20 protein-coding genes are annotated in these 25716 nt (G+C 70.4%); 3 read left to right on the forward strand and 17 right to left on the reverse strand.

The genetic code is table 11. The annotated features are described in order from the left end of the window. Window positions 1-39: 39 nt before the first annotated feature. The 8 genes from ACFQU3_RS23805 to ACFQU3_RS23840 all read right to left on the reverse strand — a co-directional run bounded on the left by ACFQU3_RS23805 (window position 40) and on the right by ACFQU3_RS23840 (window position 10584). Entirely contained in the window at window positions 40-1164 is a 1125-nt protein-coding gene (locus tag ACFQU3_RS23805) for a hypothetical protein (RefSeq protein WP_385914467.1), read from the reverse strand. Further along, a complete protein-coding gene (locus ACFQU3_RS23810; RefSeq protein WP_385914470.1) occupies window positions 1161-2414 on the reverse strand; it encodes a hypothetical protein in 1254 nt (417 codons plus the stop codon). Before ACFQU3_RS23810 ends, ACFQU3_RS23805 begins: the two co-directional genes overlap by 4 nt. Then, window positions 2401-4218: an ABC transporter ATP-binding protein gene (locus ACFQU3_RS23815; protein ID WP_385914473.1), complete on the reverse strand. Its 1818-nt coding sequence runs from the start codon at window positions 4216-4218 to the stop codon at window positions 2401-2403. Before ACFQU3_RS23815 ends, ACFQU3_RS23810 begins: the two co-directional genes overlap by 14 nt. Next, a complete protein-coding gene (locus ACFQU3_RS23820) occupies window positions 4218-5477 on the reverse strand; it encodes a glycosyltransferase family 4 protein (RefSeq protein WP_385914476.1) in 1260 nt (419 codons plus the stop codon). The genes ACFQU3_RS23815 and ACFQU3_RS23820 overlap by 1 nt, the downstream gene beginning before the upstream one ends. Continuing rightward, complete coding sequence (locus ACFQU3_RS23825; protein ID WP_385914479.1) at window positions 5477-6718, reverse strand: glycosyltransferase; 1242 nt, start codon at window positions 6716-6718, stop codon at window positions 5477-5479. Before ACFQU3_RS23825 ends, ACFQU3_RS23820 begins: the two co-directional genes overlap by 1 nt. Continuing rightward, complete coding sequence (locus tag ACFQU3_RS23830) at window positions 6705-7859, reverse strand: glycosyltransferase family protein (RefSeq protein ID WP_385914482.1); 1155 nt, start codon at window positions 7857-7859, stop codon at window positions 6705-6707. Before ACFQU3_RS23830 ends, ACFQU3_RS23825 begins: the two co-directional genes overlap by 14 nt. Before the next feature lie 216 nt (window positions 7860-8075). Continuing rightward, window positions 8076-9704 (reverse strand): glycoside hydrolase family 43 protein, encoded by a 1629-nt coding sequence (locus ACFQU3_RS23835; protein WP_385914485.1) that lies wholly within the window; start codon window positions 9702-9704, stop codon window positions 8076-8078. Between the two features lie 82 nt (window positions 9705-9786). Then, complete coding sequence (locus ACFQU3_RS23840) at window positions 9787-10584, reverse strand: alpha/beta fold hydrolase (protein ID WP_385914488.1); 798 nt, start codon at window positions 10582-10584, stop codon at window positions 9787-9789. A gap of 114 nt (window positions 10585-10698) precedes the next feature. Here ACFQU3_RS23840 and ACFQU3_RS23845 point away from each other — a divergent pair, with 114 nt between their 5' ends. After that, entirely contained in the window at window positions 10699-11727 is a 1029-nt protein-coding gene (locus ACFQU3_RS23845) for a LacI family DNA-binding transcriptional regulator (RefSeq protein WP_385914491.1), read from the forward strand. A 2-nt stretch (window positions 11728-11729) separates the two neighbouring features. Here the strand turns inward: ACFQU3_RS23845 and ACFQU3_RS23850 are convergent, their stop codons facing one another. Beyond that, complete coding sequence (locus ACFQU3_RS23850; RefSeq protein ID WP_385914494.1) at window positions 11730-12737, reverse strand: hydroxyacid dehydrogenase; 1008 nt, start codon at window positions 12735-12737, stop codon at window positions 11730-11732. Window positions 12738-13065: 328 nt separating this feature from the next. On the opposite strand from ACFQU3_RS23850, the gene ACFQU3_RS23855 reads away from it, so the two are divergent. Both ACFQU3_RS23855 and ACFQU3_RS23860 read left to right on the forward strand, forming a co-directional pair. Further along, entirely contained in the window at window positions 13066-14196 is a 1131-nt protein-coding gene (locus ACFQU3_RS23855; RefSeq protein WP_385914780.1) for a glycerate kinase, read from the forward strand. A 5-nt stretch (window positions 14197-14201) separates the two neighbouring features. Further along, window positions 14202-15431, forward strand: a complete 1230-nt coding sequence (locus ACFQU3_RS23860; protein WP_385914496.1) for an AGE family epimerase/isomerase — start codon at window positions 14202-14204, stop codon at window positions 15429-15431. A 166-nt stretch (window positions 15432-15597) separates the two neighbouring features. Here the strand turns inward: ACFQU3_RS23860 and ACFQU3_RS23865 are convergent, their stop codons facing one another. From ACFQU3_RS23865 to ACFQU3_RS23900, 8 genes are all read right to left on the reverse strand, one after another. Then, window positions 15598-17172 (reverse strand): ABC transporter substrate-binding protein, encoded by a 1575-nt coding sequence (locus ACFQU3_RS23865; protein WP_385914499.1) that lies wholly within the window; start codon window positions 17170-17172, stop codon window positions 15598-15600. A 94-nt stretch (window positions 17173-17266) separates the two neighbouring features. Next, window positions 17267-18208 (reverse strand): carbohydrate ABC transporter permease, encoded by a 942-nt coding sequence (locus ACFQU3_RS23870; protein ID WP_385914502.1) that lies wholly within the window; start codon window positions 18206-18208, stop codon window positions 17267-17269. 15 nt (window positions 18209-18223) lie between these two features. Beyond that, window positions 18224-19231, reverse strand: a complete 1008-nt coding sequence (locus tag ACFQU3_RS23875) for an ABC transporter permease (protein ID WP_385914505.1) — start codon at window positions 19229-19231, stop codon at window positions 18224-18226. A 156-nt stretch (window positions 19232-19387) separates the two neighbouring features. Next, window positions 19388-21151, reverse strand: a complete 1764-nt coding sequence (locus ACFQU3_RS23880) for an amylo-alpha-1,6-glucosidase (protein WP_385914507.1) — start codon at window positions 21149-21151, stop codon at window positions 19388-19390. A 73-nt stretch (window positions 21152-21224) separates the two neighbouring features. Continuing rightward, window positions 21225-22043, reverse strand: a complete 819-nt coding sequence (locus tag ACFQU3_RS23885) for a carbohydrate ABC transporter permease (protein ID WP_385914510.1) — start codon at window positions 22041-22043, stop codon at window positions 21225-21227. Next, a complete protein-coding gene (locus ACFQU3_RS23890) occupies window positions 22043-23014 on the reverse strand; it encodes a carbohydrate ABC transporter permease (protein ID WP_385914512.1) in 972 nt (323 codons plus the stop codon). The genes ACFQU3_RS23885 and ACFQU3_RS23890 overlap by 1 nt, the downstream gene beginning before the upstream one ends. Window positions 23015-23063: 49 nt before the next feature. Continuing rightward, the gene (locus ACFQU3_RS23895) at window positions 23064-24329 is read right to left on the reverse strand and encodes an extracellular solute-binding protein (RefSeq protein WP_385914514.1); all 1266 of its coding nucleotides are present in this window, start codon (window positions 24327-24329) and stop codon (window positions 23064-23066) included. A gap of 131 nt (window positions 24330-24460) precedes the next feature. Continuing rightward, window positions 24461-25468 carry a LacI family DNA-binding transcriptional regulator gene (locus ACFQU3_RS23900; RefSeq protein WP_385914517.1) on the reverse strand — a complete coding sequence of 336 codons (1008 nt, stop codon included), beginning with the start codon at window positions 25466-25468 and terminating at the stop codon, window positions 24461-24463. Window positions 25469-25716: the final 248 nt, after the last annotated feature.

Consider the following 25716-nt stretch of genomic DNA (forward strand, 5'->3'; position numbering starts at 1 on the left):
GACGCTGATGGCTCCCCCGTACCCGCAGGGCGGACCGGCTCACGACAGGGCGGAACGCCTCGGACGAGCTGCCTCGCGGACGGCCCACAGGTCGTGGTCCCAGGCTCGAGCCAGTCGATGCCACCGCGGCCGGAACGCGTACAACCCGGTGAGCCGCAGCCGGGTCACCGCCCGATAGGCCGCGACCCGCCTCCTGGTGGCTCGGTCGGGCCCCGCCCCGGCCAGGAAGGCCTCGGCCGCCACCCTCGCCGACCGTTGGTCGAGCAGCCCCTGGTCGCAGCGAAGGTCGAGGTGCGCGAGCACGTTGCCGAGGTCGAGCGCCCGCTCGCCGGCGGCCACCGTGTCGAGGTCGAGGAGCCCGAGCTGCGGACCGACGAGCACCTGCTTGTCATGGAGGTCGCGGTGCAGCAGGCCCAGGGGTCCCGGCTCGCCGTCCACGAGCTCCGCGTATGCCGGGTGGTCGCCGCGCGGTGGCAGAAGTCCCCATTCGCTGGCGGCAGAGAGCCATCGACGCGTCACGGCGAGCTCCTCGACAGGCCCGTGGTGAGGCAGCCCGGTTCGGTCGCCGTCGTGGAGCGCACTGACGGCCCGCCCCGCCGACCTCCAGGCCTCGCCGAGCACCGAGGCCGATGGCCCTGCTGTCGCCAGGGCCAGGAGGGTCAGCCCCTCGAGCGGCGCCCAAACGGTGGTGCTCGTCTCGACGTCGTGCCCGAGCAGGCGGGGCACCACGAACGTCCCATCGGATGCGGCTCCGGCCCGCTCGACCGAGGCCATGGCCGGGCCCGACCGTCCTTGCCTCAGAGCGCGGGCGTACGAGCCGTCGTGAAGGCGTACGACCCCTCGGCGCTCCGGCACGTGGGAGACGACCCGCGCACCGGGCTGCGCGGCGAGACCGGCCAGACCGGCCAGCCGCCTGTCCGCACCGCCGCGGTGCACGAGCAGCGGCGGGCCGGGGTCGTCCTCGACGGCGTCGAGGCCCGGCGTGCGATGCAGCAACCGTCGCCGAGCGTGCTCGTCGGTGAGCAGCTGCGCACCGAGACGACGGTTGTCCACGTGGGCGTACTCGAGGTGCAGGACGCCCTGCTCCCTCGGCCAGACCCGCCGAAGGTCCATCCGGGCGTCGCCGTCGTCGACCTGGAGCGGCGCGCCCAGCCAACGCCTCACGTCAGTCCCACCTGTCGGGCGGCCGCCTCGACGAGGCCGCGGCAACGGTCCGCCCAGGGTGCTCCCGGTGCCCGCACGCGAAACGGCTCGGGCACACGGGCCAGCAGGGCCAAGGCGGTCCGGGCGCGCAGCGTCTCGTCCACGTGCCGTCTCGTGGGCGCCGCCGGCCGGCTCGGCCCGCACGTGAAGAGGGTGTCGAGAAGCGGGGCCAGCGCCTCGCGAGGGTCGGCGCCGGCGTCCCAGCGGCCGGCCACGGCTTCAGCTGCGAACCACGACGCCGGGTCGCCGGCCGGCCCGTCGGCGGCTGCACGGTCCAGGTCGAGCAGGGAGACCCCGTGCTCGTGCACGAGCAGCTGGTCGGCCGAGAAGTCACCGTGTGCCGTCACCGGCGCGCCACCCGGCGCGGCCGCGAGCCGGTCGAGGGAACGGCCTACCACGGCCTCGGCGAGCGCCAGGCTGTCGGGAACCAGCGCATGCACGGCACCGAGCGAGCCCTGGGCGAGGTGGGCACAGTCGAGCTCGGTCAGCCGCCGGTGCGGCGCGACGCCCTGCACGCGCGCGAGCAGGGCGCCTGCCGCGGCAAGCAGCGCCGGGTCTGTGCCGTCGGACGCCGCGACGCCGGGGAGGTGCTCGAACACCACGAGCCGGCCACCACGCCGCAGACCACGCGGGCGGGGCACGGGGAGCCCCGCGCGGCTCAGCGAGCGGCAGGCCGCCAGCATGGTCCTGGCAGCCGGGCCGGGATAGCCGCGCACCACCGCGAGGGGCCCACTCGCGCCATCCACGCGAACCACGAGCCGTCGGTGAGGGCGGTAGCGCAGCACCTCGGCCGCCTCGGCGTGCTCCACGACGAGGAACGGTCGCGACATCACCCGCAGGGCTGCCTTCAGCCGGGGGTCGGCACGCAGGGGCGCGACGAGCACGAGGTCCCGGGTCACGCGCGGGACGAAGCCATCGGGGACGCCCACGTCAGTCGACACGTGTTTGGTCAGCTTGGCGGCGTGCCCGCGCGATCCCGCCACGGCGAAGGCCCACCGGGCACCGTCGGAGGTGTCCACACGCAGGCCGGCGACCAGACTCGTCGAGGGCTTGTAGCGCAGGTAGTCCACGGTGACCCGGAGCCCACGTCCGACGCTCGGATGGGCCGCCTCGTGGACGAGCGCGGTCGCTGCCTCGGGGTCGAGCAGCCGCCAGGCGCCCTCGAGGCCTGGGGCACGTGCTAGGAGCTCGGCGTCGTCAGGGGCGAGCATCGACGGCGTCCCGGGTCGCGGCTGCGCGGCCGGCCTGGCGCAGGGCTGCGAACACGCTGTCGCGTCGCGCGAGCAGCTCGTGCGGTTCGCCGAGCTCGGCCAGGCGCCCCTGGTCGAGGCAGGCCACGAGGTCACAGTCGAGCACGGCCTCGAGGTCGTGCGAGATGACCACGCTGGTCCGGCCGGTGCACAGGCGGTGGAGCGCGGTGGCGACCTCGCGCTGGTTCACCGCGTCAAGGCCGGTCGTCGCCTCGTCGAGGATGATGATCGACGGGTCACGCACCATCGCACGGGCCACGGCCAGCCGCTGCCGCTGGCCTCCCGAGAGCGTGGCACCGCGTTCGCCGAGCTCGGTGTCGTAGCCGCCCAGGGTCTCAATGATGAAGCCGTGCGCCGACGCCAGGCGCGCCGCCCGCTCGACGTCGGCGTCGCTCGCCCCCGCGCGACCCAGGCGGATGTTGTCACGGACCGTCGCCGCAAACAGCATCGAGTCCTGCAGCACGATGGCCTGCTGCGCACGCACCGATGCCACGGTGTACTCGCGCACGTCCCGGCCGTCGACGAGGACCCGCCCGGAGTCGGGATCCTGGAGGCGCAGGAGCAGTGCTGCGAGGGTCGACTTGCCCGACCCCGACGGTCCCACGAGGCCCAGACGAGTACCGGCGGGCACGTCGAGGGTGAGGCCCTGCAGGGCTGGGCGGCCGACCCCGTAGTCGACCGTGACATCCTCGAGACGGACGTGGCCGCGGAACCGGGGCGCGTCGGGCGCGCCGGGCCGGTCGGCGATGTCGGGTCGCTCGGCGAACACGGCGAGGAGCCGTTCACCGGAGGCAGCCGCCTTGGCGATCCGGCCGGTGTACTTGGCCAGGTCACGCATGGGCTTGAAGGCTCCCTTGAGGTAGGTGATGAACACCACGAGCTCACCGGGCGTGAGGTCCCCGCGCACGACACGCAGGCCTCCCGCGAAGACGACCACGGCAGTGGCGGCGCCGACGATGAGGTCGGTCTGCCGCTCGAGACCGGCGGAGAGCCGAGTGGCCTTGGCGCCCTCCTTGAGGCTGCGCCGGTTGCTCGCGGCGAACCGCTCCTTGAGCAGGGACTCCAGGCCGTACGCGTGGACGAGCGGCATCGCCGCCAGGCTCTCGGCCGCCGTGCTGGCGAGGTCGCCATCGCGCTGACGCTGGCGCCGGGCGGCCGTGGTGATGCGTCGCCCCCGCCGAGCACTCGTCACGGCGAAGACCGGGAACGCGCCGAGCACCACGAGGCCGAGGAGCGGGTCGAGCACCAGCATCACGACGACCATCCCGACCAGCGTGACGACGTTGCTGACGAGCGGGAGGGCTGCGGTGACGGCGACGTCCTGGAGACGGCCCACGTCGCCGACGAGCCTGGTCACGAGGTCACCGGTGCGAGCCCGGCCGTAGTAGCGCAGCGACAGGCCGAGAAGGTGGTCGAAGACCGCGGCACGCACGCGCGTCATCGCCCGGGTGCCGGCCAGAGCCAGCGCCACGGTGGCGAGATAGGACGCGCCGGCGCGCAGCCCAGCCGCGAGGACCACGGCCGCCGAGGCGAGCAACATCAGGCGCCCGATGTCCGGTCGCGCGCCGGCGCCCGGTGCCACGGCCGCGTCGATGACGACTTTGAGCGGCCACGGCTCGACGAGGCGGAAGACGACCTCCGCCAGGAGCGCCACCAGCCCACCGGCGAGCAGGGCGCGCTCGGGCTTCACGTGCGGCCGCAGCACGCCGAGCGTGTGCCAGAGGCTGGGGACCGCCGACCGGAGGTCGGTGCGCCGGCGGCCCATCAGACCGTCACCGAGTCATCTGCCGAGTCATCGGCCGAGTCATCGGCCGAGTCATCGGCCGAGTCATCGGCCGAGTCATCGGCCGAGTCATCGGCCGAGTCATCGGCCGAGTCATCGGCCGGCAGCCGCAGACCGACCGCCGCCAGGGAGGCGGCGACCACGCGTGCCCAGCTGTGACGCTGTGCGGCGGCTCGCGCGGTGGCACCCAGCCTCTCGCGCAGCTGCTCGTCGTCACGCAGCCGCGAGAGCGCGTGCGCGAGGGCCACGGGGTCAGCCGGCGGGACGAGTAGGGCGTCGGCACCGTCGGTGAGCAGCTGCGGCAGCTGGCCGGACCGGCTGGCGACCACGGGCAGCCCCGCTGCCAGGTACTCGAAGACCTTGAGCGGGGAGAAGTAGCACTCCGCCATCGGGTAGGGCGCGGCGGCGGCATCCGCCCCGGCCAGCTCGGCGGGCATCGCCTCGGGGGCCACCGGACCACGGAAGTGGACCCGTTCCTCGACCCCAAGGGCGGTGGCCAGTCGTCCGAGGGACTCGCGCTCGGGACCGTCTCCGACCACGAGCAGGTGCACGTCGGCCACAGCGGCGATCGCGTGCACCAGCACGTCCACCCCGTGCCAGGGCTTGAGCGTGCCCACGAAGGCCACCGTGAAGGGGCGAGCCCGGGTGGAGAGGCCCGGTCCACCGCGTCGGACGTCGAACCGATCCGGGTCGACCCCGTTGGGCACGACCCGCGTGGGGGTGGTCGGCGAGAGCGTGCGCACCCACGCGGCGACCGGCTCCGAGACGCAGATGGCCGCACCGGCGAGGCGCAGAGCCGTCGCGGCCCGGCGATGGGCCTCGGCCCGGTCGACCAACCCCCGGTGCTCGGCCTGCTCCTCGACTAGCGGGGCGTTCACCTCGAGGATCGAGGGGATGCCCGCGGCCGCGGCGTGCCGCATCCCTGCGGTGCTCCAGAGCGAGAAGCGCTCGTAGACGAGGTCGAACGGCGGGCCCACCGCGAGCCGTGCGGGCAGCTGGTCGTCGGCGCGCTGCAGCTCACGTTCGCGGCCAGCCAGGTCGCCCGTCGCAGGCCGCCCGAGATCGTTCAGGCTGACCGGCGACAGCCCGTTCGGCGGCGACGCGCCGAGACGAGCCGCGAAGAGCTCCACCTCCGCGCCACCGCGTACGAGCTCGCGCAGGACCGCCTGCACGTGGACGGACGAACCCTTCTGCCCGAAGACCGGGACACCCGGGTCGGTGCACACGTAGGCGACGCGCATCAGGCCACCCCCGCTGCCCGGTGCGCCGCGCCGGCGGCCACGGGGTGGTCGGCCCCGGCGAGGGAGCGGAGCTCACGGGCCTGACGTCGGCCGTCGAACTCCGACTCGACGAGCTGTCGCCCCGCGTCGGCGAGCCGGGCACGAAGCGCCGCGTCGTCGAGCAGCCGGGTGACGGCTGCGGCGAGCGCGAGCGGGTCGCCCGGCGGCACCAGCATCCCCGTCTCCCCGTCGCGCACGACTTCCGGGATCCCGGTGACGGTCGTGGAGACGCACGCCGTGCCGACCGCGAGCGCCTCGAGCAGCACCGTGGGCAGGCCGTCCGCGTTGCCGTCAGAGCCGATCACGCAGGGCGCGGCGAGCACCTGCGTGCGGGCCACGATGGACTGGACGCCCGACTGCGGCAGGGGTCCCGTCAGGGTGACCAGGTCAGCGACACCGAGGCGTTGCACCTGGTCGGCGAGCGCGGTGCCGAGCTCGCCGCCACCGACGATCGTGCACCGCACGTCGCGACCAGCACGACGCAGCTCGGCGACCGCCTCGACCAGCACGGCGAACCCCTTCTTCTCCACGAGCCGCCCGACGGCGACGATGCCCGGCGCACGACGCTCGGCGGACCGGGGGAAGCGGTCGAGGTCGAGGCCGTTGTAGACCCGGACGAGCCGCCCGCATGCTGCCGGGAAGCGTTCGCGCAGGTGGGCCAGGTTGTAGTCGCTCACGGTGACGACGTGGTGGGCGCGCGCGAGCTTGCGCTCGAGGTCTTCCGGGTCCACCGACTCGTGGAAGATGTCCTTGGCATGGGCCGTGAAGGAGTAGGGCACGCCGGCGATCTCGGCCGCCGCTTGCGCCACGGTCGTCGCCGCCGAGGCGAAGTGAGCATGGAGGTGCTCGATCCCGCGCCGGCGGACCTGCACCGCCAGCTCCAGCGCCTGAACGGCGTCCTGGACGTCGGCCCGCAGCAGGTCGGGCAGATGCGGACCGAGGTCACCGAAGACCTGCTGGGCCTCGCGCAGGCTCTGCCAGATGCCGGCCCCACGCACACTGCCGTGCTGAAGATAGGTGACGGAAGCCCGGACGCCGGCGAGCGACTCGTGGAAGCGCCCGTCTGCCGGGAGGCGCAGCGAGAAGATCTCGAGCTGCTCGCCCTGGACCTCTCTGGCCCGGATCTCGTTGACGACGAACGTCTCCGAGAAGCGGGGGTACATCTTGAGGACGTAGCCGATGCGCTTGTCAGACCGCCACATGGACGCCACCTCGGTCGATGAGCGCACCGGCTGCCTCCCGCACCCGGCGCAGCCCGTCGAGGTCCGGCCCGAAACCCGAATGCACGACGTCGTCGGTGTCGAGCTCACGAACCCACGACGCGACCGCATCGGCGTCGAGGCCGCCGGGATCGAGCACCGTGATGCGGCTCCAGGGCGCCAGGGCGAGCGCCCGCACGAGCTGTTCCTTCCGCGGTCGCACGCGCGGCACCATCAGCGTCGGCAGTCCGCGGTCGAGCACCTCGCAGGCGGTGTTGTAGCCCCCCATGGACACGACGGCTGCCGCCCGGTCGAGCAGGGGCGTCATGTCGGGCACGAAGTCGTGGACCCGCAGACGTGGCGCCGCCTCAGCGGCGGCTCGCACCGTGCGTCGCGCTTCACCGGGCATCTGGGAGCCCAGGACGAGGTCGGCCGTGCGCCCGTGGGACGCAGCGGCCGTGGCGAACGCCAGCGCCAGGCGCGCACCGTCGGCGCCACCTCCCACGAGCCCGAGAAGGGTGCGCGGACCGTGCCCGGCTGAGCTGTCGTCGCGCCCGCGCGCGAGGTAGCCCGTGAACTGTACCCCGGAACGCAGTCGTGGAGGGATCTCGAGGTGGCTCGTCGGGTCGTGCACGCGTGGGTCGCCGTACACCCACACCGCGTCGTACGAGCTGTCCAGCACCTCGCTGCAGCTCCGTTCGTGCCATTCCCGCCTCGCGGCGGCCGGCTCGTCGACGACGTCGCGCAGGCCCAGCACGACGCGCGCTCGGCCCCGCACGGCCTCGAGGGCGTCGAGCAGCTCACCGTCCAGGCCCCCCGGATGGCGGTCGACCACGAGGAGATCCGGCGCGAACGCCCGCAGGGTCGCGGTGGCGACCGAGCCACGCAGGGCCACCAGCTCCCGGTGGCTGAGCCCGGTGAGCTCGCGCGGGGCGTACCGCCCGGATCCGGTCTTGACCACCCCGGGGAGGGTCACGACGTCGCACCGTCGCGGCCGGGGCAGCGACGCCGCCTCGCGGGCGCCGCTGAGTACCAGCAGGTCGACCCCGCCGGGCAGAGTGCTCAGCGCCCGCGCGACGACGAAGGAGCGGCGGATGTGCCCGAGACCCAGGCCGTCATGCGAGTACAGCGCAATTCGGGTCATTCAAGAATTATGGGAAAAATCCACCCAAACAGGCGCTGACGGAGGGTAAAGATAGGACAGTCGTGGGCCGCCGCCACAGAGAGTGCCCATGACCGATCGGCGTGCCTGCTGCGCGTTCGTCCTGCTTTGTCGGGAAGGGTCCCACGAGATGACCTGTCGCTGGGGTGAGGCGCCCGGCACGGTCGCCTCACCCCAGCGCAGGGGCTTGGGAGGGGATCAGCCTCGCCGGCGCCGGGTCTCCACGCACGCGGTGAAGTCGGCGGTGAACCTGCCCTCGGAGGAGTCGACCGCGGCGAGGCCGACCATCGGGCCGGTGAAGCGGAGCGGACCCGGGTAGTCGTCGGACACGACGAGGGTCTCCAGCGGTTCGCCTGCCGGCACCCAGGCACTGCCGTCAGGCGAGACACCGAAACGGACGTGACGGTGGTCGACCTCGACGCGCAGGTGGACGGTCGCCCATGTCGACACGTCCACGGACGACGGGCGCTCGCGATAGCCGTCCGAGTCCTGTGACGCGACGACGATCTGCGGACCGCAGTCGCCACCCGTGAGCCAGAGGGCGTGGTGCCCACGGCGGTCGTACCAGCACACGACGCCCGCACGCTCACGCGGGCTCGCCGGTCGAGCCTCGACCGCCGTGCGCCACGACCACGGCATGGCCGAGACACGTCGTGCCACGAGGCTCACCCCGACGGCTGAGTCCAGGCTGCGGCGACCGAGCAGGCGCAGCCAGCCGGGCCGCGCCGTCAGGTCTGCCCACGCTGGGCCGATCGACTCGCGCAGTGCCGACCACTCGTCATCCAAGCCGTCCCGTGACAAGACGACCGAGGATTCCGACGAGTCCTCTTCTGGTAGAGCCATATTGGTCAGACCTGTGTCGCGGGTGGCAGGGACGGTGACGAGGGGATGGTGGCCGCCGTGCGCGAGACGAAGCCACCCGTCATCCCCCCACGCAACTCGCTGGAGGCAGGTCTCACGTCCGAGAACGCTGTAGCGCTCCCCTGTGTCCGCGACCGTCGCCCGGCTTGCGAGGTGCACGAGGAACCATTCGCCGTCAGGTGAGCGGACCAGCTCGCCATGACCGGCCTTCTGCAGCGGCTGCTCCGGATCGTCTCTGCTGGTCAGCAGCGGACCGTGCGGTGACAGCTCGTACGGCCCCTCGACGGAGCGCGACCTGGCCATGGCGATGCCGTGGTTCCAGCCGGTGCCGCCTTCGGCCAGCATCAGGTGGTACCAGCCGTCGTGGCGATAGAGGTTCGGCCCCTCGAGCAGCGAGTCGCCCGTGTCGAGAATGACCCGCTCAGGCCCGACGACACCGGTCTCGTCGACCTCTTGGAGCGTGATACCCGCGAACGAGTTGCGGTCAGGACGGTGGTCCCAGCGCATGTTGACGAGCCAGTGGCGGCCGTCCTCGTCGTGGAAGATGGACGGGTCGAAACCTCCGCCACCCAGCCTGACGGGCTCGGACCACGGGCCCTCGGCCGAGTCCGCCGTGGTGAGCAGGATGTCGATGTCCTTGTGTGCACCCCCCAGCGTGTGGATGAGTCCGACCACGAGCCAGATCCGGTCGTCGAAGATGCTCAGGGATGGCGCCCACAGCCCACAGGAGTCGGGCACGTCACGGAGGTCCAGGTGCGCCGGGTCGGTGAAGACATGGCCGGCCGGCTGCCACCGGACGAGATCGGTCGACCGATGCAGTCGCACGCCGGGGAACCACTCGAACGTGCTGTTGGCAACCAGGTACGCGTCGCCGATCCGCACGATGGAGGGGTCTGGATGAAACCCGGGAATGACGGGGTTGGTGATGAGCGGCGCGCTCGATGCGGAAGGGGTGGCTGTGGTCATCGATCCTCGCTACGCCTGGGAAGAACTGCGCGGGAAAGCGCTTGCCCAGCATAGGGACGTTTCGCTCGGAAGGACAGCCATGTCACAGGCCACGCAGCCACTCATCGACGAGGCCAGCGAAGGCGGCCGGCCGCTCGAGGTGCAGGTAGTGCCCAGCGCCGGGCCACACCACCACGTCACTCCCCTCGGCCCAGGGCACGTCTGCCACCCGGTCGGCCGCCCGCGTGCTCGAGTAGACGTTGAGGACCGGGACGCGCACGAGGCGCAGGGCGCTCAGGGCCGGGGCCGTCGGCCCCAGGCTCTCGGGTTCCAGGTACATCGAGGAGAAGAGGGAGGTGAGCACCGACCCTGGGGTGTTGAGCATCTGCTCCACCACGGCATGCCTGAGGTCTGCGGGTTCGCCTGCCACGAAAGCGCCCTCGGCGAACTCGGCAGCGCTGACGGCGCCTCGGTGCTGCAGGTCGTCCAGCCGCTCCGGCGCCGAACGCATCTCATCGGCGTCCGCGCAGTACGCAGGGTCCACGACGACGAGCGCACGGGCCAGCAACGGAGCGCGAAGGGCCAGGCGCACGACCACCTGACCGCCCATGGAATGGCCGATCGCGACGTCAGCCGGCTGGCCGCACAGGCGGTGGGCCAGGTCATCGGCAGCGCGAGGGACCGTCACCACCTCATCCAGCTCGCTCGTCCGCAGACCGTGCCCCAGAAGGTCCGGGGCGAGGACTCGCCCGACCCTGAGCCGGGAGGCGATCGGCGCCCAAGAAGCCCCGTTCGAGCCCCATCCGTGGACGAGAAGAGCGGTACCTGGCCGAGAGCCACGGCTGAAGAGGTGCCGCCTGCTCACCGCTCCGGAGCTCCCTGGTGCGCGCTCATCCGACACACACGTCGATCCGGCCTGACCTCATGGGGTGACCGAACCACTTCGTCTACTGTACGGAATGCGCCTTCCGCACGATGCGGCTGCTGACTCCCAGATCCACCGAGGACGTGCCTCATGACCGACCTGACTCCCGGACCAGTCACGCTGCTGGACGTGGCCAACGAGGCCGGCGTCTCCCTCGCGACGGCTTCTCGCGCGATCAACGGAAGCACGCGCAAGGTTCGCGAGGACCTGCGCGAACGCGTCCTCGAGGCGGCGCTCAAGCTGAACTACTCGGCAAACGCCCCGGCCCAGGCCATGGCGCGCGGACGCACGGACGTCGTGGGCCTGATCGTGCACGACATCGCTGATCCCTACTTCTCCTCGATTGCCGCGGGCGTGATGGGCGCGGCCGAGAGCCACGACCTGCTGGTCACGCTCGGGAGCACGGTTCGGCGCCCGGAACGGGAGCTCGACTACCTCCGCGTCCTTCGGGGCCAACGCAGCCGGGCCGTGATCCTGGCGGGTTCCAGGGTTGACGACGAGTCCCTGTTGGCACGCCTTCGCGAGCAGGGAGAGGCGTTCGAGCGGTCCGGCGGCCGCGTCGTGGTGATCAGTCAGAATCGTTTGCCGTTCGACACGGTGGTCATCGAGAATCGAAGTGGCGCAAAGGCGCTCGCGAGCGAACTGACACGCCTCGGCTATCGGAGCTTCGCGGTGCTCGGAGGCCCGAACAAGCTGTTGACCGCCCGTGACCGCGTGCTCGGCTTTCGAGAGGGCATCACGAAGGCGGGCCTGCCCGCACCTCTCGTCGTCCACGGCGACTTCACCCGCGACGGCGGGTACAACGCGATGGACGCCGTTCTCGAGTCGGGAGCGCCCATCGACTGCGTCCTTGCCGTCAACGACGTCATGGCCGTGGGCGCGATGGCCGCGTGCCGTGCCCGAGGCCTGCGCCTGCCTCAGGACATGGCCCTGGCCGGCTTCGACGACATCGGCACCCTTCGCGACGTGGTGCCCTCCTTGACCACAGTCAGGCTGCCGCTCGAGCAGATCGGCGCCCTGGCACTGGATCTCGTCGTGTCCGCCGATGGCGCGATCGAGGCGCGGACCCGTCGGGTCAAGGGTGAGGTGCTCGTGCGAGAGAGCACGCCCGGCCGCTGAGCTCATGCCATTCGGGCCAGCTCGTCGAGCGACACCACGCCCTGCAGGGGCCGTGACTCCGTCAGCCGCACCGCATTGTCGACGGCGTGGGCGCCGAGCCGGTAGAGCTCGTTGCCCAGGGCCCCGGCCACGTGTGGCGTCACCACGACGTTCTCGAGGCCGAGAAGCGGCGAGTCGGCCGCGAGCGGCTCATGGGGGTCGGTGGCGTCCAGCACTGCGCGGATCCTGCCGGCCTGCAGCTCTTCGACGAGCGCCGCATGGTCGACCAGGCCCCCTCGGGCTGTGTTGACCAGCGTCGCCCCGTCACGCATGAGGCCGAGTCGGCCCCCATCCAGCAGGTGACGCGTCGACGGCAGCAGTGGTGCATGCAGGCTCACGACGTCACACGCCTGAAGCAGGTCGTCGAGCGACGCGAGGCGAACGCCGAGGCGGCTCGCCTCGTGAGCATCGACATACGGGTCACTCAGCCAGATCTCGAGGTCGAAGCCGGCGAGCAGCTCGAGGACGCGACGCCCGATCCGTGACGCACCCACGAGGCCTACCCGACGCCCGTTGCACCCCACGGACGCGAACTCGGAGCGGTGGTCCAGCGTCTGAGACCTGCGGTAGAGAGCCTGGGCGCGGAAGACCTCCTTGGCGCTGAGGATGATCATGGCGACCGCGTACTCCGCCACGGGCTGAGCATTCGCATCCGCCGCCGTCGTGACGAGGATGCCGCGTTCCCAGCAGACGGGGTCGACGTGGCCGCGCACGGAGCCGGCCGCGTGCAACACGGCGCGCAGTGCGGGTGCGCGGTCGAGCACGTCACCGTCGATCCTCGGACTTCCCCAGCCGGTGATGAGAACCTCGGTCGAGGCCAGCGCTGCAGGGTCGACATCGTCGAACGTCGCGACGGGCCTCGAGAAGTCGACATCGAGCACCTGCAGCACTCGGTGACGAGCCGCATCGTCGAAGAGCCGAGCGGGCAGGTCGGAGTCCATGGTGAGGAGGGCGACCGGGCGGGACGTCACGCGGCATTCCTTTCGATGGGAGGGCGCAGGGTGACTGCGGTGGATTCGCTGCCCAGTCTGACAGGCAAGCGCTTTCCTGGGAACCCTGGTCGAAGACACTGCGCGGACCCAGCCCGCGACACCGGCTCGCCCCGGTGTGGGGATGAATGCCAAGCGGCGCGAAGGCTTGCGTCCCGATCCCAGCCGCGACTACGGTGTCGGGCAAGCGCTTTCCATCTCCGGCGAGGACCGAGCCATTGACCACGCAGACCATCGGCAACGTCCGGACAGCAGACCGCGACGCGGGCATCCGCGCCATGCCCCAGCGTGACGTCATGGCCGGGTGACCATGCGCGTCGTCCTGGCCCCAGACTCCTTCAAGGGCACGCTGAGCGCCCAGGCTGTGGTCGAAGCGGTCGCCGAGGGCTGGTCGGACGTACGGCCTCGCGACGAGCTCGTGTGCGTGCCCATGGCGGACGGCGGCGAAGGCACCCTCGACGTCGTCGAAGCCGCGACCCCAGGGAGCCAACGCGTTCACACCCGCGTACTGGGACCAGCCGGCCCGCTCGTGGCGCCGTGGCTGCTACTCGAGGACGGGTCTGCCGTCGTCGAGCTCGCACGGGCAAGCGGTCTGCCGCTCCTTCCGACGCCGGACGCCCTGGGGGCACACACCTTCGGGTTCGGCCAACAGCTGGCAGCAGCTGCCGTTCATGGATCGGTCAGACGCATCGTGGCCACCCTTGGCGGCTCAGCCAGCACAGACGGTGGTACCGCCGCCCTCGCGGCGCTCGGGCATCGTTTCATGGGCCCCGACAACCTGCGGCTGCCCCTCGGCGGTCGACACCTCCCGCGGCTCGAGCGCATCGACTCCAGCCGCGCACTGCCGCCGCCCCCGGAAGGCGTGGAAGTGCTTGTCGACGTTGACGCGCCGCTGCTCGGCCCTGCTGGCGCCGCGGGTGCCTTCGGGGCCCAGAAGGGTGCCGGGCCCGACCAGGTCGCCCTGCTCGAAGCCGGTCTTCGACGGCTCTCGCAGGTCGTCGGAGACAACGGCACCGCCCCCGGAAGCGGGGCAGCAGGCGGCACGGCCTTCGGCCTTGTCAACCTGTGGGGCGCGCACCTCACCGCAGGCTCCGATGCGGTCGCCCGGCTCACGCGACTGGATGAGCACGTGGAAACGGCAGACCTCGTCGTGACCGGCGAGGGCAGGCTGGACGCGCAGAGCTTTCGCGGGAAGGTCGTCGGCCGGGTCGCGGCTTCCGCTCGACGTGCCGGCAAGCCGCTCTGGGCGCTGGTGGGCCAAGCGGACCCGGAGGCCGTTCGACACGTCGCTTCGGTGACCACGCTCCGTGACGTGGCCGGCAGCGCGGAAGCAGCCATGGCCGACCCAGTGGCCTGGGCGCGTGAAGCGGGTCGGGTGATGGCTGCAGGCCTCGACGCCGCCGGTCTCCCATCCACCCCTTCGGCCGAGCGAGCGAGTTGAGAGACATGACAGACGTCGTCGACGCCCCGTCCCGTGCCTGGCTCGAGCTGCAGAGACGGCTGCTACGCCACCACGTCATCTCGGCGGTTCATCCCGACGGTGGCTTTGCCTGGCTCGATGACGACTGCACACCGCAGCTCGAGCGCCCCGTCGAGCTGTGGATCACGGCGCGCATGACGCACGTTGCCGCGCTCTCGGTGCTGGAAGGTGACCCGAGCCTCGAGCACGCGCTGATGCACGGGGTGGTCGCGCTCCGGGACCTGTTCCGCGACAAGAGGTTCGGCGGCTGGTTCGCCGCCGTGCACGACGGGGCACCGACCCTTTCGGACAAGCGCGCCTACGAGCACGCGTTCGTCATCCTTGCGCTGTGCAGCGGTTCGGCGGCAGGGGCCGATGGCGCGCGGCAGCTTCTCGACGAGGCCCTCGAGACCTTCGAGGCGCGGTTCTGGCGGCCGGACGACGGTCTGACGGTTGACGTGTGGGACCGCTCGTGGAGCGATCTCGAGTCCTACCGGGGCGTGAATGCCAACATGCACATGGTCGAGGCGCTCCTGGCCGCCGCTGACGTGACGCGCCGGACCCGCTGGTCCGACTGCGCCGCGTCCATCGTCGAGCGCGTGGTGCACGGATTCGCCGCGGGCCACGCGTTTCGTCTGCCCGAGCACTTCACGGCCGGCTGGCAGGCGGTGCTCGAGCACAACCGGGACGACCCCGCGCACCCGTTCAGGCCCTTCGGGGTCACGATCGGCCACCTTCTCGAATGGGCCCGGCTGACGCTTCAGACCCGCACCGCCCTGGGGGCGTCCGCGCCCGCGTGGATGCTCCCGGATGCGAGGTCCCTCTTCCACGCGGCGGTACGCGACGGGTGGGCGGTGGACGGCCGCCCGGGCTTCGTCTACACCACCGACTTCACCGGTCGGCCCGTCGTGCGGGACCGCCTCCACTGGGTCGTGACCGAGGCGATCGCCGCGGCCTGGGCTCTGTACGAAGCCACGGGAGAGCCGGCGTACGCGGCGTGGCACGCCGTGTGGTGGGAGCATGCGCGCGAGCTGTTCGTCGACGCACGCGACGGATCATGGCGCCATGAGCTGTCGCCGGAGAACCACCAGGCCAGCACTGTCTGGAAAGGCCGACCGGACGTCTACCACGCATACCAGGCGGCGCTTCTGCCCACGCTGAGCCGTCCGACATCGTTTGCCGGCGCGCTGCTCGACCTCGACGCCCGAACGCCGTAGTCGTCCGGTCCACGTCGGGTCACGGGGGCAGACAGGCTCGTTCGCGCGCTCGCGGTACGAGCGCGCGAAACCGCGCGTCAGATCGCGAAGCCCCGGGTGTGCATGTGCATGGGCACCCGGGGCCTGCCTCGCGGCACTCTGGTCGACGGTCAGGCTGCCCTGGGGCTCAGGACTTCTTCGTCTTCAGGTAGGCGTCGGCCTGCTTGGCCAGCTCGGCCTGCACCTTGGCCAGACCGGCGCGCTCGCACGCCTTCTTGAGGTTGTCGAGGCCCTGGACGACATCGACCGCACCAGCGAAGAGCGGCTTGCAGTACTGGGTCATGACGGCCGCGAGCTGCGTGTTCTCGTTCTTGACCGGCGTCACGTCGGGGATGAAGGAGGCGTAGGGGTCGAGCTCGAAGTTCTTCGGGTCCTTCGACCACTCGAAGATCCTCTCCTCGGAGGCGGACATCGTGACGGGCTTGCGCTCGAGCGGCACACGCCAGCAGAGCGCGAAGCCCGGGAAGTCGTAGGTGGAGACACGCTGGATGCCGTCCTCGCCACTGGCCTTCCAGTCACTGCCCTCGATGCCGTAGCTGATGAGGTCATGGTTCTTCTTGACCGAGAGCCAGTTCTGCAGCTGCATCGCGGACTCGTGGCTCTGTCCCCGCGCGTTGAGGACCACGAAGTTGTCGGACTGGAACGTCTGGTACGGCATGCTCTCCAGCCCTCCCGCGAGAGGGAGGACGTTGGCGAGCTTCGCACTGGGCACTGCCTTGGCCAGCGCGGTGATGGCGTTGGACGACGTACCGTCGGTGATCGCCCAGCTCGTCGCGTACTTGCCGGCGCTGAACAGGCCGGAGACGGCCTTGGAGTCGGCGTTGAGCATGTCCTTGTTGATGATGCCGTCGAGGTAGTACTTGCGGACGCGGTTCAGTGCGTCGACCACACCCTCGGCCTCCCAGAAGGGAACCGGGTTGGAGCTACCGGTCGAGACGCCGTCGGGACTCAGCGAGAACCACAGCGACTCGCCCGTGAAGTTCACGGCCGAGATCATCCGGTTGTCCCACGAGTACGGGTTGAGGACCGGCGTGATCGGACCGAACACCGAGTTGCGGGTGTTGTTGGAGGAGAGGCCGAACGGAATGACGCCGGCGCTCTTCTGCTTGACGTCGTACCAGTACTTCTCGAGCTGGTCGAAGCTCGTGATCTCACCGGCGCCGACCTGTTCGGCGAGGTCCTGACGGATCACGTAGTGGTGGATGCGTGCAGCGCCGTTGACCTGGGGAATGCCGTAGAGCTCGCCGTTCCACCGGTTGGCCTCGATGATCTCAGGGCTGATCGCGCCGGCCAGGTCTGCGTACTCGCCTGAGCCGTAGAGGCTGTTCAGCCCGATGACGGCCTTGTCGCTCACGAGCTGGTTCATCGCCAGCCACCGAGCCTGGAGCGCCGTGTCGAAGTTGGCGCCGGACGTGAACCGAAGGAGCGACTGGGTGGAGTAGTCGGTCCATGAGATGAACTGCGGGTTGATCTGGAAACCAAGGTCGGTCTTGAGCTGCTTGTTCACCGCGGCGAGCACGGCCTGCCAGCCGGCCGGGGCGGTGCCCGGGAGCAGGAAGGTCATCGTTCCGGCGAACTTGCCGCCGGCGGCGGTGCTGCCACTTCCGGAGCTGCACGCGGCCAGGAGGGCTGCGAGTGAGACGCCACCTGCCCCGCCGAGCACGGACCGCCGGGAGACGGGGGCGGAGAGGAATTCGGACATGACGTGCCTTTCTGGGATGGGGGTGCACCGGTGCCCGGTGCCTGCTCGTGCCTGCTCGATGCCGTAACTGGTCAGCCGATGGGTGGTGCGAGGCTCAGCCGTTGGTGGCGCCGAGCGTGAGGCCCTTGACGAAGTACCGCTGGGCGAAGGGGTAGGCGAAGAGGATGGGCAGCATGGTGACGACCGTGAGCGCCAGCCGGAGCTGGTAGACCGGCGCCACGTCGGAGCTCGCGGGGACCATGCCTGCCGCGTTCGAGACACTTGCGATGAGGTTCTGCAGCACCAGCTGCATGGGGAACTTCTCGGGGTCGGTGATGAACAGCAGCGCCATGAACCACTCGTTCCAGTAGGCGACGGCATAGAACAGTCCGATGACCGCGAGAATCGGCTTGCTGAGGGGCAGCACGATCTGGAAGAAGGTGCGCAGCTCGCCGGCTCCGTCGACGCGGGCCGACTCGAGGATCTCCTTCGGCAGCTGGGCGAAGAAGCTGACGCCGATGAAGACGAGGAACGGGGCCACGGCCAGCGGCAGGATCACCGAGAACCAGGAGTCCTGCAGGTGCAGGTACTGGGTCACCAGGATGTAGAGCGGGACCAGCCCACCGTGGAAGAGCATCGGGACGTAGCCCACGACCGCAAGGGACGTGCTGAGCCTGGGCACGCGCCGAGCGATGGCCCAGGCGATCCCCGCCGTGGCCACGAGGGAGATCGCCGTGCCGACGATCGTGATGAACAGGCTCGCCCCCATGGCCTTCCACAGGGCGCCCCCGGCCACGATGGCCGAGTACGCCTTGAGCGAGAACGGCGATGGCCAGAAGCTGTACCCGTCCACCGAGAGCTTGTTCTCGTCGGTCAGGGAGCCCGCCAGGATCATCCACAGAGGGATGAGGCAGAACAGCGCGAAGGCTCCCACGCCGACGAGGCTCACGATGGTGAAGGGCTCCGCCTTGCTGGAGCGCTTCGGTACCGCGGTCGGTGGGTCGGCGGACGCTCTGCTCTGCTCCTGCTGCGAGTCGCGAGAGATCGTTGTGGTCATGGCAGGACTCCGGGGTCAGATGAGCGAGGACTCGCGCGAGTAGCGGCGGCTGATGAGAGTGGCCACGCTGATGAGGACAAAGCCGACGACGGACTGGAAGAGGCCGATCGCCGCGGTCATCCCGAAGTCGCCCTGCGATCGAAGGGCCCGGAACACGTAGGTGTCGATGACATCCGTGGTCGGAAAGAGGGTGCCGTTGTCTCCGACGATGGCGTAGATGGTGCCGAAGTCTCCGAAGAAGATGCGTCCGACGCCGAGGACCAGCAGGATCGCCGCAGTCGGGCGCAGGAGTGGGGCGGTGATGTGCAGCGCCATTCGTGCGCGGGAGGCTCCGTCGAGCGCGCCGGCCTCATAGACCTCTTCGGGGATGGCGGTGATCGCAGCCAGGAAGATGACTGACGTGTAGCCGCCGAGCTGCCAGATCTTGACGATCGTGAGGATCCACGGCCACGGGCCCGGTTCGGTGTACCAGCTGACGTCGGGAAGGGAGAAGAAGCCGAGCATCTTGTTGACCGCTCCCCCGGAACCACCCACCCCCGAGAGCAGGGTCTGGAGGATGACGCTCACGACGATCGGGGACACGAAGTACGGGAAGAAGATCGCGGACTGCAGTGGCTTGCGCAGGTACTTCGAGCGGATCTCGTTGAGCATGATGGCAAGGAGCAGCCCGCTGAAGAGCGTTGCCGCCAGGAACAGGGTGTTGAGCCCGACCGTGTTGAGCAGGACGCGCCCGGCGTCGCCACTCGTGAAGAAGAAGGTGAAGTTGTCGAGGCCGACCCACGGGCTGCCTGCCACGCCATCGGTGATGTTGAACGCCTTGAACGCGACCACCAGGCCGAGCATGGGCAGGTAGGCGAAGACGAAGAGCAGGGTCAGCGCAGGCAGCGCGAGGAGCAGGACGCTGACGAGGTCGCGCGGCCTTCGCCGCTGCGCCGTCGCGCCCGGACGGCGGGGGGTCCTGCCGGCCGGTGCGGGCACGTGCTCGGGACTCGGGATCACGGGTGACGGTGCCGGGGCTGTCATGCGGACACCTGACCGCGCTGGTGCGCCATGATCGCTCCTCACCCTCGGTGCTTGGAATGCGCTTTCCCACACCTTACGGGTAGGCCGTCGACGCATACAACCATTTGCCGGGGAATCTTGGAAAGCGCTGTCTCAGGTGCGCGGACGCCCGCCGGCTCACCGGCCGGAGATGCTCCCCGACAGCGCGCCGAGGTCGACCGCCTTGCGCTGCACCGAGGCGGCAGCGAACCGGAGGTAGGCGCTCGCCGTCCAGGTGTAGGCGCGGTCGCGCAGCCCCTCACCGGTGAGGGCGTCGAAGTTCTCCGCGAAACCGCTTGTCTCGCAGAGCCGCCGGAACCTCTCGCTGACGTCGTCGGCGGTCTCGGTGTCCCCACCACGTCGCAGCCCGTTCTCGATGAGCACCGTGGACGGTGCCCAGATCGGACCGCGCCAGTAGCCGTCGGCCTCGTAGTGGGGAGAGGTCGGTGGCTCGGTCGCGGGGCCCCACGTCGTCATGTGCTCCGCGAGCCGCTCCCGGAGGGACGCACGGACATCATCGGGCAGCCGGTCACCGAGCACGAGAGGCAGCAGGTTGAGCAGGCTGCTCGTGCTGCTGGCCTCACCCGTGCTGGCCGACCGTGCGACGAAGGCGTCGCCGCCCCACAGCGTCATCAGGGCGTCGAGCAGCTGCTCCGACTCCGCGCGCCACGCGGCAGCCCCGGCTGCGTCACCGAGCTGCTCCTCGAGGCCGGCCAGCGCGTCGAGCTGCAGCACGAGGAACGCCGCGAGGTCTGGTGACTCGATGACGCGGTCGGCATCGAAGGTCGTGGAGTTGTCCCAGCCGCTGTCGTTGCCGTGCTGGTAGTACGGCAACGCGTGGCCCGGCGCCCGACGGTGGTCGAGCCAGAACCGGGTCCACGCGGCGAGCCGGTCACGCACCTGCACCAGCAGCTCTGTGTCCGTCGCGGGCAGGAGCGTCCGCAGCTCCTCGAAAGCCCAGCCGTGGATGGGCGGCTTGACGTAGTTGTAGAGCAGCTCCGAGTGTGAGATCGAGTCAGGGAGCGCGCCCTCGTCCGTCTGGTGGTCGAACGGTGCGAGGAACTGGTCGATGGCCAGCTCGGGCTCACCCTGGGCGAGGGCGAGAGCGTTGAAGCAGTGGTCCCAGCTCCACAGCTTGTCCATCCAGTGCATCGACATGAGCACCGACTCACGGCGGAGGAAACCCTCGGGCGCGACCGTCGCCGACCACAGCACGTAGGCCGCGAGCGCCGCTGCGGGCGTGGAATCGTCGCGCCAGGGAGCGACCCGTTCGAGATAGGCCGCGAAACGCGCCTCGGCGCCCTCGAGCGCCTCGTCGAACGTCGACGAGACCACCAGGGCGGCACGCGCCGTCCTGAGCTCCTCGACGGCGACCTCCCATGGCCCGCCGTCCCCACCGAGCGTCAGCGCACGAGGTGCCGTCCCGAGGGCGCCCGCACCATCGACCTCGCAGTGAGCGGACAGCACCGTGACGCGATAGCGAAGGCCGGTCTCGTACGACGTGAACACGTGGTCGCCCGTGGCGGCGTCGAGGTAGAGGTAGGTGCCGCTGAAGGGTGTCAGCGTGGCCGCGGCGTCCTCGAGGCGCAGGCCGAGGCCCGTGCCGCGCAGGCGGACGAGCTCCGGCCCGTCGAACACCGCCTCCACGCTGCCGCGCTCGTCGCGCCACGTCAGCACCGAGCTCGTCGCGGAGGTCATCGCCGGCACCACCGCACCGTCGCGCCACGGCTGCAGCCGCAGCACCGGGGTCAGACCGTTGCGGTGCCCGTTGCGGTGGGCCACGAGGTGCAGGTCCTCGGCGTACTCGTGCAGCCCGACCACCGGACTGATGTTGAGCCACGCGCCCCGCGTGCTGAACGGGATGGCGCGCACGTCGAGCTCGACGGTGGGAAGGGATGGCACGGAGGTCCTCTCGGATGGGAGACGGCTGGGGTCGACGGCATTGCCCGGTCATCACGGCTGAGGGGTGCGGGGATCAGTCCTTGACGGCGCCGGCCGTGACGCCTGCGGCGACGTAGCGCTGGGCGATGACGAGGAGCACGGTGGCCGGGATGGAGGCCACGACGGCCGTGGCCATGATCGCGTTCCACTGCTGGTTGTTGTTGCCGATGTAGGCGTAGATGCCGAGCGTGATCGGCCTGGAGTCGCCGCCGTTGTCGAGCGACGAGGCGAAGATGAAGTCCGACCACGCCCAGAGGAAGGCGAAGAGCGACACCGTCACCGCCGCGTTCCGGCTCACCGGCATGACGACCGACCAGAAGGTGCGCAGGTGGGACGCGCCGTCGATCTTGGCGGCATTGACGAGCTCGTCGGGGATGCCCTGCATGAAGGCCGTGAAGACCATGACCGCGAACGGGACGGCGATGGTGCTGTCGGCCACGACGAGCCCGGCGACGGTGTTGAGGATGCCGAGCTTGAGGTAGATGGCGTAGAACCCCATCGCCATGATGATCGCCGGGATCATCTGGCTGATGAGCAGCACGAAGTTGAGCGCCCCCTCGCCCCGCGGCCTCAGCTTGGCCAGCGCATAGCCGGCCGGCGCGGCCACGGCCAGGGTCAGCAGCACGGTGCCGATGCCGACCACGAGGCTCGTCGTCAGGAACGGCAGCTGCTGCTCGAGGACCGCCTCGTAGCCCACGAGGGTGGGGTTGACCGGGAAGAGGTTCGGCGGGTCCTTGCGCATGTCGGTCGTCGCGGTGAGCGAGACGTTGACCATCCAGTAGACGGGGAAGAGCATGATCGCGGTGAGCACCACGCCGACGGCGGTGCGCCACGAGGAACGTCGCGTGGTCATCACGCCTCCTGACGTCGCTGCAGGCGGATGTAGGCCAGTCCGGCCAGCAGCGCGAGGACGATGAGGATGTTGCCGACCGCCGCAGCGGGGCCGAAGTTCGGCAGCAGGGAGCCGAACCCCAGCTGGTACGTCCACGTGGCGAGCGTCGTCGACGAGCCGGCCGGCCCGCCTCGGGTCATGATCCAGATGATGTCGAACACCTTGAGCGTGTAGACGAGTCCGAGCAGGATGACGATGGCCGACACCGGACGCAGCAGGGGGAACGTGACGCGCCAGAAGGTCTGCCACGCCGTCGCTCCGTCCAGGGCCGCCGCCTCGTAGAGGTCTTTGGGGATGTTCTGCAGCCCGCTGTAGAGGATGACGAGGTTGAACGGGATGCCGATCCAGATGTTGGCGACGAGGACGCTGACCAGTGCCATGTTCGGGTCGGTCAGCCAGTTGACCGGGTCGACGCCGACCGCGCGCAGGAGCGAGTTGACGACCCCCGAGTCGCTGTTGAGCATCCACGACCACGTCGACGCGGAGACGATGAGGGGCAGGAGCCACGGCACGAGGAAGAGCGCACGCAGCGTGGCCGAGAGCCGGAAGCTCGAGTGGAAGAACACGGCGAGCGCGAGCCCGACGGCGAACTGGAAGGCGATCGACACGAGCGTGAAGACCGCCGTGTGCGTGAGTGCTGGCACGAACGTCTGCGACGTGAACACCTTGACGTAGTTGTCGAACCCGATGAACGGGGCACCGCCCTGCACGAAGTTCCGGACCGTGTAGCCCCGCACGCTCAGATCGAGGTTGCGAAACAGCGGGAAGGCGTAGAAGAGGGCGAGGTAGGCGAGCAGTGGGGTGAGGAACGCTGCCGCGGCGAGGCGGTCGCGGGTTCGGGACGACCGTCGTCTCGACGGCGGCGAGGTCCTGGACCGAGGTGGCACCTCGGTCGCCCGACCGGCGACGGGGTGTGTTCGTGTCGTGCTCATCTCGGTGTCTCCTGGATCTCTGGCTGCGTTCCCCACCCCACCGGACGGGCTACTGCGTGGCTTCCTTGGCGGCCGTCTGCGCCTGCTGGAGCGCCTCCTGTGCCGACGACTTCCCGGTGAGGGCGCTCTGCACCGCGGTCCAGAGCTGCTCGGAGATCTTCGGGTACTTGGTGCCCAGGTCGTCGCTCGTGCGACCCTTGGCCGCCCCGACCGCGTCCACCCACGGCTTGAGGGAGCCGTCAGCGCCGAGCTGCTCCTTCTGGGCGGCCTCCGTCGGCGCGACATAGTTGAGCGTGTTGTCGGTGCCGACGATGTTGGCGGTGTCGGTCATGCACGCGGCGATCTTGGCCGAGACCGCGTAGCGGGCCGTGTCCTTCTGCACGGGGAGGCTGAGGAACTCGCCGCCCGTCGGCGCGGGAGCCGTGCCGCCGTCCTTGCCGGGCAGCGGCATCACCTCGAACCCGTTCTTCTTGGCGTCGGCCTTCTGCCACGTGCCGTTCTCGGCGAAGGCGATCTTCCCGGCCTGGAACTCCTGCCAGCTGGTGGTCTGGGTGTTGTTGATGACGGAGTTGGGGGCCAGTCCCTGCTTGACCCAGCCCGCCCAGAGGTCGAGCGCGGCGACGGCGTTCGGGCTGCCGATGTCGGTCAGCTGCCCGCCGCTTCCCCAGAACCACGGCAGGAACTGGAAGGTGCCCTCCTCGGTCCCCACCGCGGAGAAGGTGATGCCCTTGAACCCTGCGGCCTTGGCCTTCTCGAGGGCGGCGGTGAGCGAGGCCCAGTCCTTGACCGACGCCGCGTCGATCCCGGCCTTCGTCAGCACCTTGGGGTTGTAGTACAGCGCGAGCGTGTTCGCGCCGATCGGCACACCGAACGTCTCGCCACCGCTCTGGCCTGCGGCGAGGATGTTCGCCGCGAAGCCGTCGACGCTGAGGCCGCTGTCCTTCGTCGTGGTGAGCACGCCCGCCTCGGCGAGGGTGGAGACCACGGGGTTGTCGACGAGCAGCAGGTCCGGGGAGCTGCCCTGCTGGCCGGCGAGCAGCGCCTTGCCGGTGAGGTCGGACGTGTCGTATGCCGTGCGCTTCATCGTCACGCCGGCCGCCTGGCCGCATTTGTCGATCACCTTCGCCCAGTCGGACGACGCGTCGTACTGCGGGTACGGGTCCCACCATGTGTAGGTGCCGCCGGCTGCGCCGTCACCGGCGGCCGTGCCACCTGGGGACGCTGCCGAGCCGCCGTTCGAGCAGGCGGCGAGGGCACCGACGGCGAGGAGGCCTGCGACGGCTGCCGTCGCGGTGCGGTTGTTCTGGGTGATCACGTGAATCCTCCTTGATGACGTGACGCGGGGTCTTCTCCGTGAAGGACCCGGGATGCTGACGGAATCGAACCGGTTCGAGAACGGGGCAGGTGGGGAGCCGGTGGGGGCACCGGTCCCGGAGCGGAGCCCACTCAGCGAGTGGTGCCCCGGTCGACGAGCTCCGGTGCGATGAAACGGGTGACGGGATCGTCCACCGTGTCGGGGTGCTCGATCCGGTGGACCAGCGCCTCGACGGCCGACCGTCCGAGGACGTCCGGCGCCGACTCGACGAAGGTGTACGGCAGCGAGAAGTTTCGGGCGAAGTCGCTCGAGAACAGGCTGACGACGGAGAGGTCGTCAGGAACCGAGGTGCCACGCGCGTTCAGGATCGCTGGGAGCATGGCCACGGTGGTGTCGTTGTGCACAACCAGGGCGGTTGCCCCCGGGCGTGCGTCGAGAACCGCGTTGACCGAGCGGCCGATCTCCGCCTGGTCCGCCGCCCCGAAGTGGGGGAACAGCCGGACGCCGTGGCGCGCCGCCCGTTCGACCGCGGCGTCGCGAAAGCGCCACGCGTACGCCCCGCCGCGCTCGAAGACGTGAGCCGGCGGGCTGACCAGGGCGATCTCGCGGTGCCCGAGCTGGCAGAGGTGGTCGACGATCATCCGTGCCGCCTCGCCGAAGTCGAGGTCGTAGACGTCCATGCCCTCGGTGTTGGCCGGCAGGCCGACCATCGCTCCGGGCTGGCGCGCCTCCCGGAGGACCGGGAGCCGCGGGTCGTCGTGGAGCACGTCGAGCAGCACGACGCCGTCGACCATGTCCGACTCCGTGATGCGCCGAAGCGCCGCAGGTCCGTCGGCGTCGGTCACCATGAGGATGTCGTAGCCGTTGGCTCGGGCGGTGTCGGTGATGGGCAGCAGGTACTGCAGCATGGCCGGCGCGAACTCGTCGGGCTCGAACTGCAGGAGCAGCCCGAGCACCATCGTGCGGTGGGTGGCCAAGGCTCTGGCGCCGGCGTTCGCCGTGAAGCCCAGGGAGCGGATCGCCTCCTGGATGCGGTCGCGCGTCTCGGCGGAGATGGTCCGCTTCCCGGAGAGGGCGTACGAGACGGTGCTGCGCGACACACCTGCGGCCTTGGCCACGTCGCCGATGGTCGGACCCATCTCATGCCCCTTTCCTTGGTCGAACACGTCGAACCGGTTCGATGGAATGTAGCGGCCGAACTGGCCCGGTGACAAGGCTCCATCTCATGAATTCCGCCCAGCGCCAGGTCGAACGCGCCGATCAGCGCGAAATGTCCGCATTCGTCGGCTCCTCCGGAGCTTGTCGAACGCTCGTTGATGGCCCCGCCTCGCCGCCTCGACGCCGTGTCGACGCCGGGTCGACGCCGGGTCGGCGCCGCGAGATGCCT

Origin of the sequence: Terrabacter sp. GCM10028922, from assembly GCF_042666095.1 — a bacterium.
Taxonomy (GTDB): domain Bacteria; phylum Actinomycetota; class Actinomycetes; order Actinomycetales; family Dermatophilaceae; genus Terrabacter.

Bases quoted from the DNA above. Each gene is read 5' to 3' on its own strand.
- ACFQU3_RS23810 (WP_385914470.1), bottom strand. From the start codon at position 2,414: ATGCTCGCCCCTGACGACGCCGAGCTCCTAGCACGTGCCCCAGGCCTC.
- ACFQU3_RS23815 (WP_385914473.1), bottom strand. From the start codon at position 4,218: ATGGGCCGCCGGCGCACCGACCTCCGGTCGGCGGTCCCCAGCCTCTGG.
- ACFQU3_RS23820 (WP_385914476.1), bottom strand. From the start codon at position 5,477: ATGCGCGTCGCCTACGTGTGCACCGACCCGGGTGTCCCGGTCTTCGGG.
- ACFQU3_RS23825 (WP_385914479.1), bottom strand. From the start codon at position 6,718: ATGTGGCGGTCTGACAAGCGCATCGGCTACGTCCTCAAGATGTACCCC.
- ACFQU3_RS23830 (WP_385914482.1), bottom strand. From the start codon at position 7,859: ATGACCCGAATTGCGCTGTACTCGCATGACGGCCTGGGTCTCGGGCAC.
- ACFQU3_RS23835 (WP_385914485.1), bottom strand. From the start codon at position 9,704: ATGACCACAGCCACCCCTTCCGCATCGAGCGCGCCGCTCATCACCAAC.
- ACFQU3_RS23845 (WP_385914491.1), top strand. From the start codon at position 10,699: ATGACCGACCTGACTCCCGGACCAGTCACGCTGCTGGACGTGGCCAAC.
- ACFQU3_RS23855 (WP_385914780.1), top strand. From the start codon at position 13,066: ATGCGCGTCGTCCTGGCCCCAGACTCCTTCAAGGGCACGCTGAGCGCC.
- ACFQU3_RS23860 (WP_385914496.1), top strand. From the start codon at position 14,202: ATGACAGACGTCGTCGACGCCCCGTCCCGTGCCTGGCTCGAGCTGCAG.
- ACFQU3_RS23865 (WP_385914499.1), bottom strand. From the start codon at position 17,172: ATGTCCGAATTCCTCTCCGCCCCCGTCTCCCGGCGGTCCGTGCTCGGC.
- ACFQU3_RS23870 (WP_385914502.1), bottom strand. From the start codon at position 18,208: ATGACCACAACGATCTCTCGCGACTCGCAGCAGGAGCAGAGCAGAGCG.
- ACFQU3_RS23875 (WP_385914505.1), bottom strand. From the start codon at position 19,231: ATGACAGCCCCGGCACCGTCACCCGTGATCCCGAGTCCCGAGCACGTG.
- ACFQU3_RS23885 (WP_385914510.1), bottom strand. From the start codon at position 22,043: ATGACCACGCGACGTTCCTCGTGGCGCACCGCCGTCGGCGTGGTGCTC.
- ACFQU3_RS23890 (WP_385914512.1), bottom strand. From the start codon at position 23,014: ATGAGCACGACACGAACACACCCCGTCGCCGGTCGGGCGACCGAGGTG.
- ACFQU3_RS23900 (WP_385914517.1), bottom strand. From the start codon at position 25,468: ATGGGTCCGACCATCGGCGACGTGGCCAAGGCCGCAGGTGTGTCGCGC.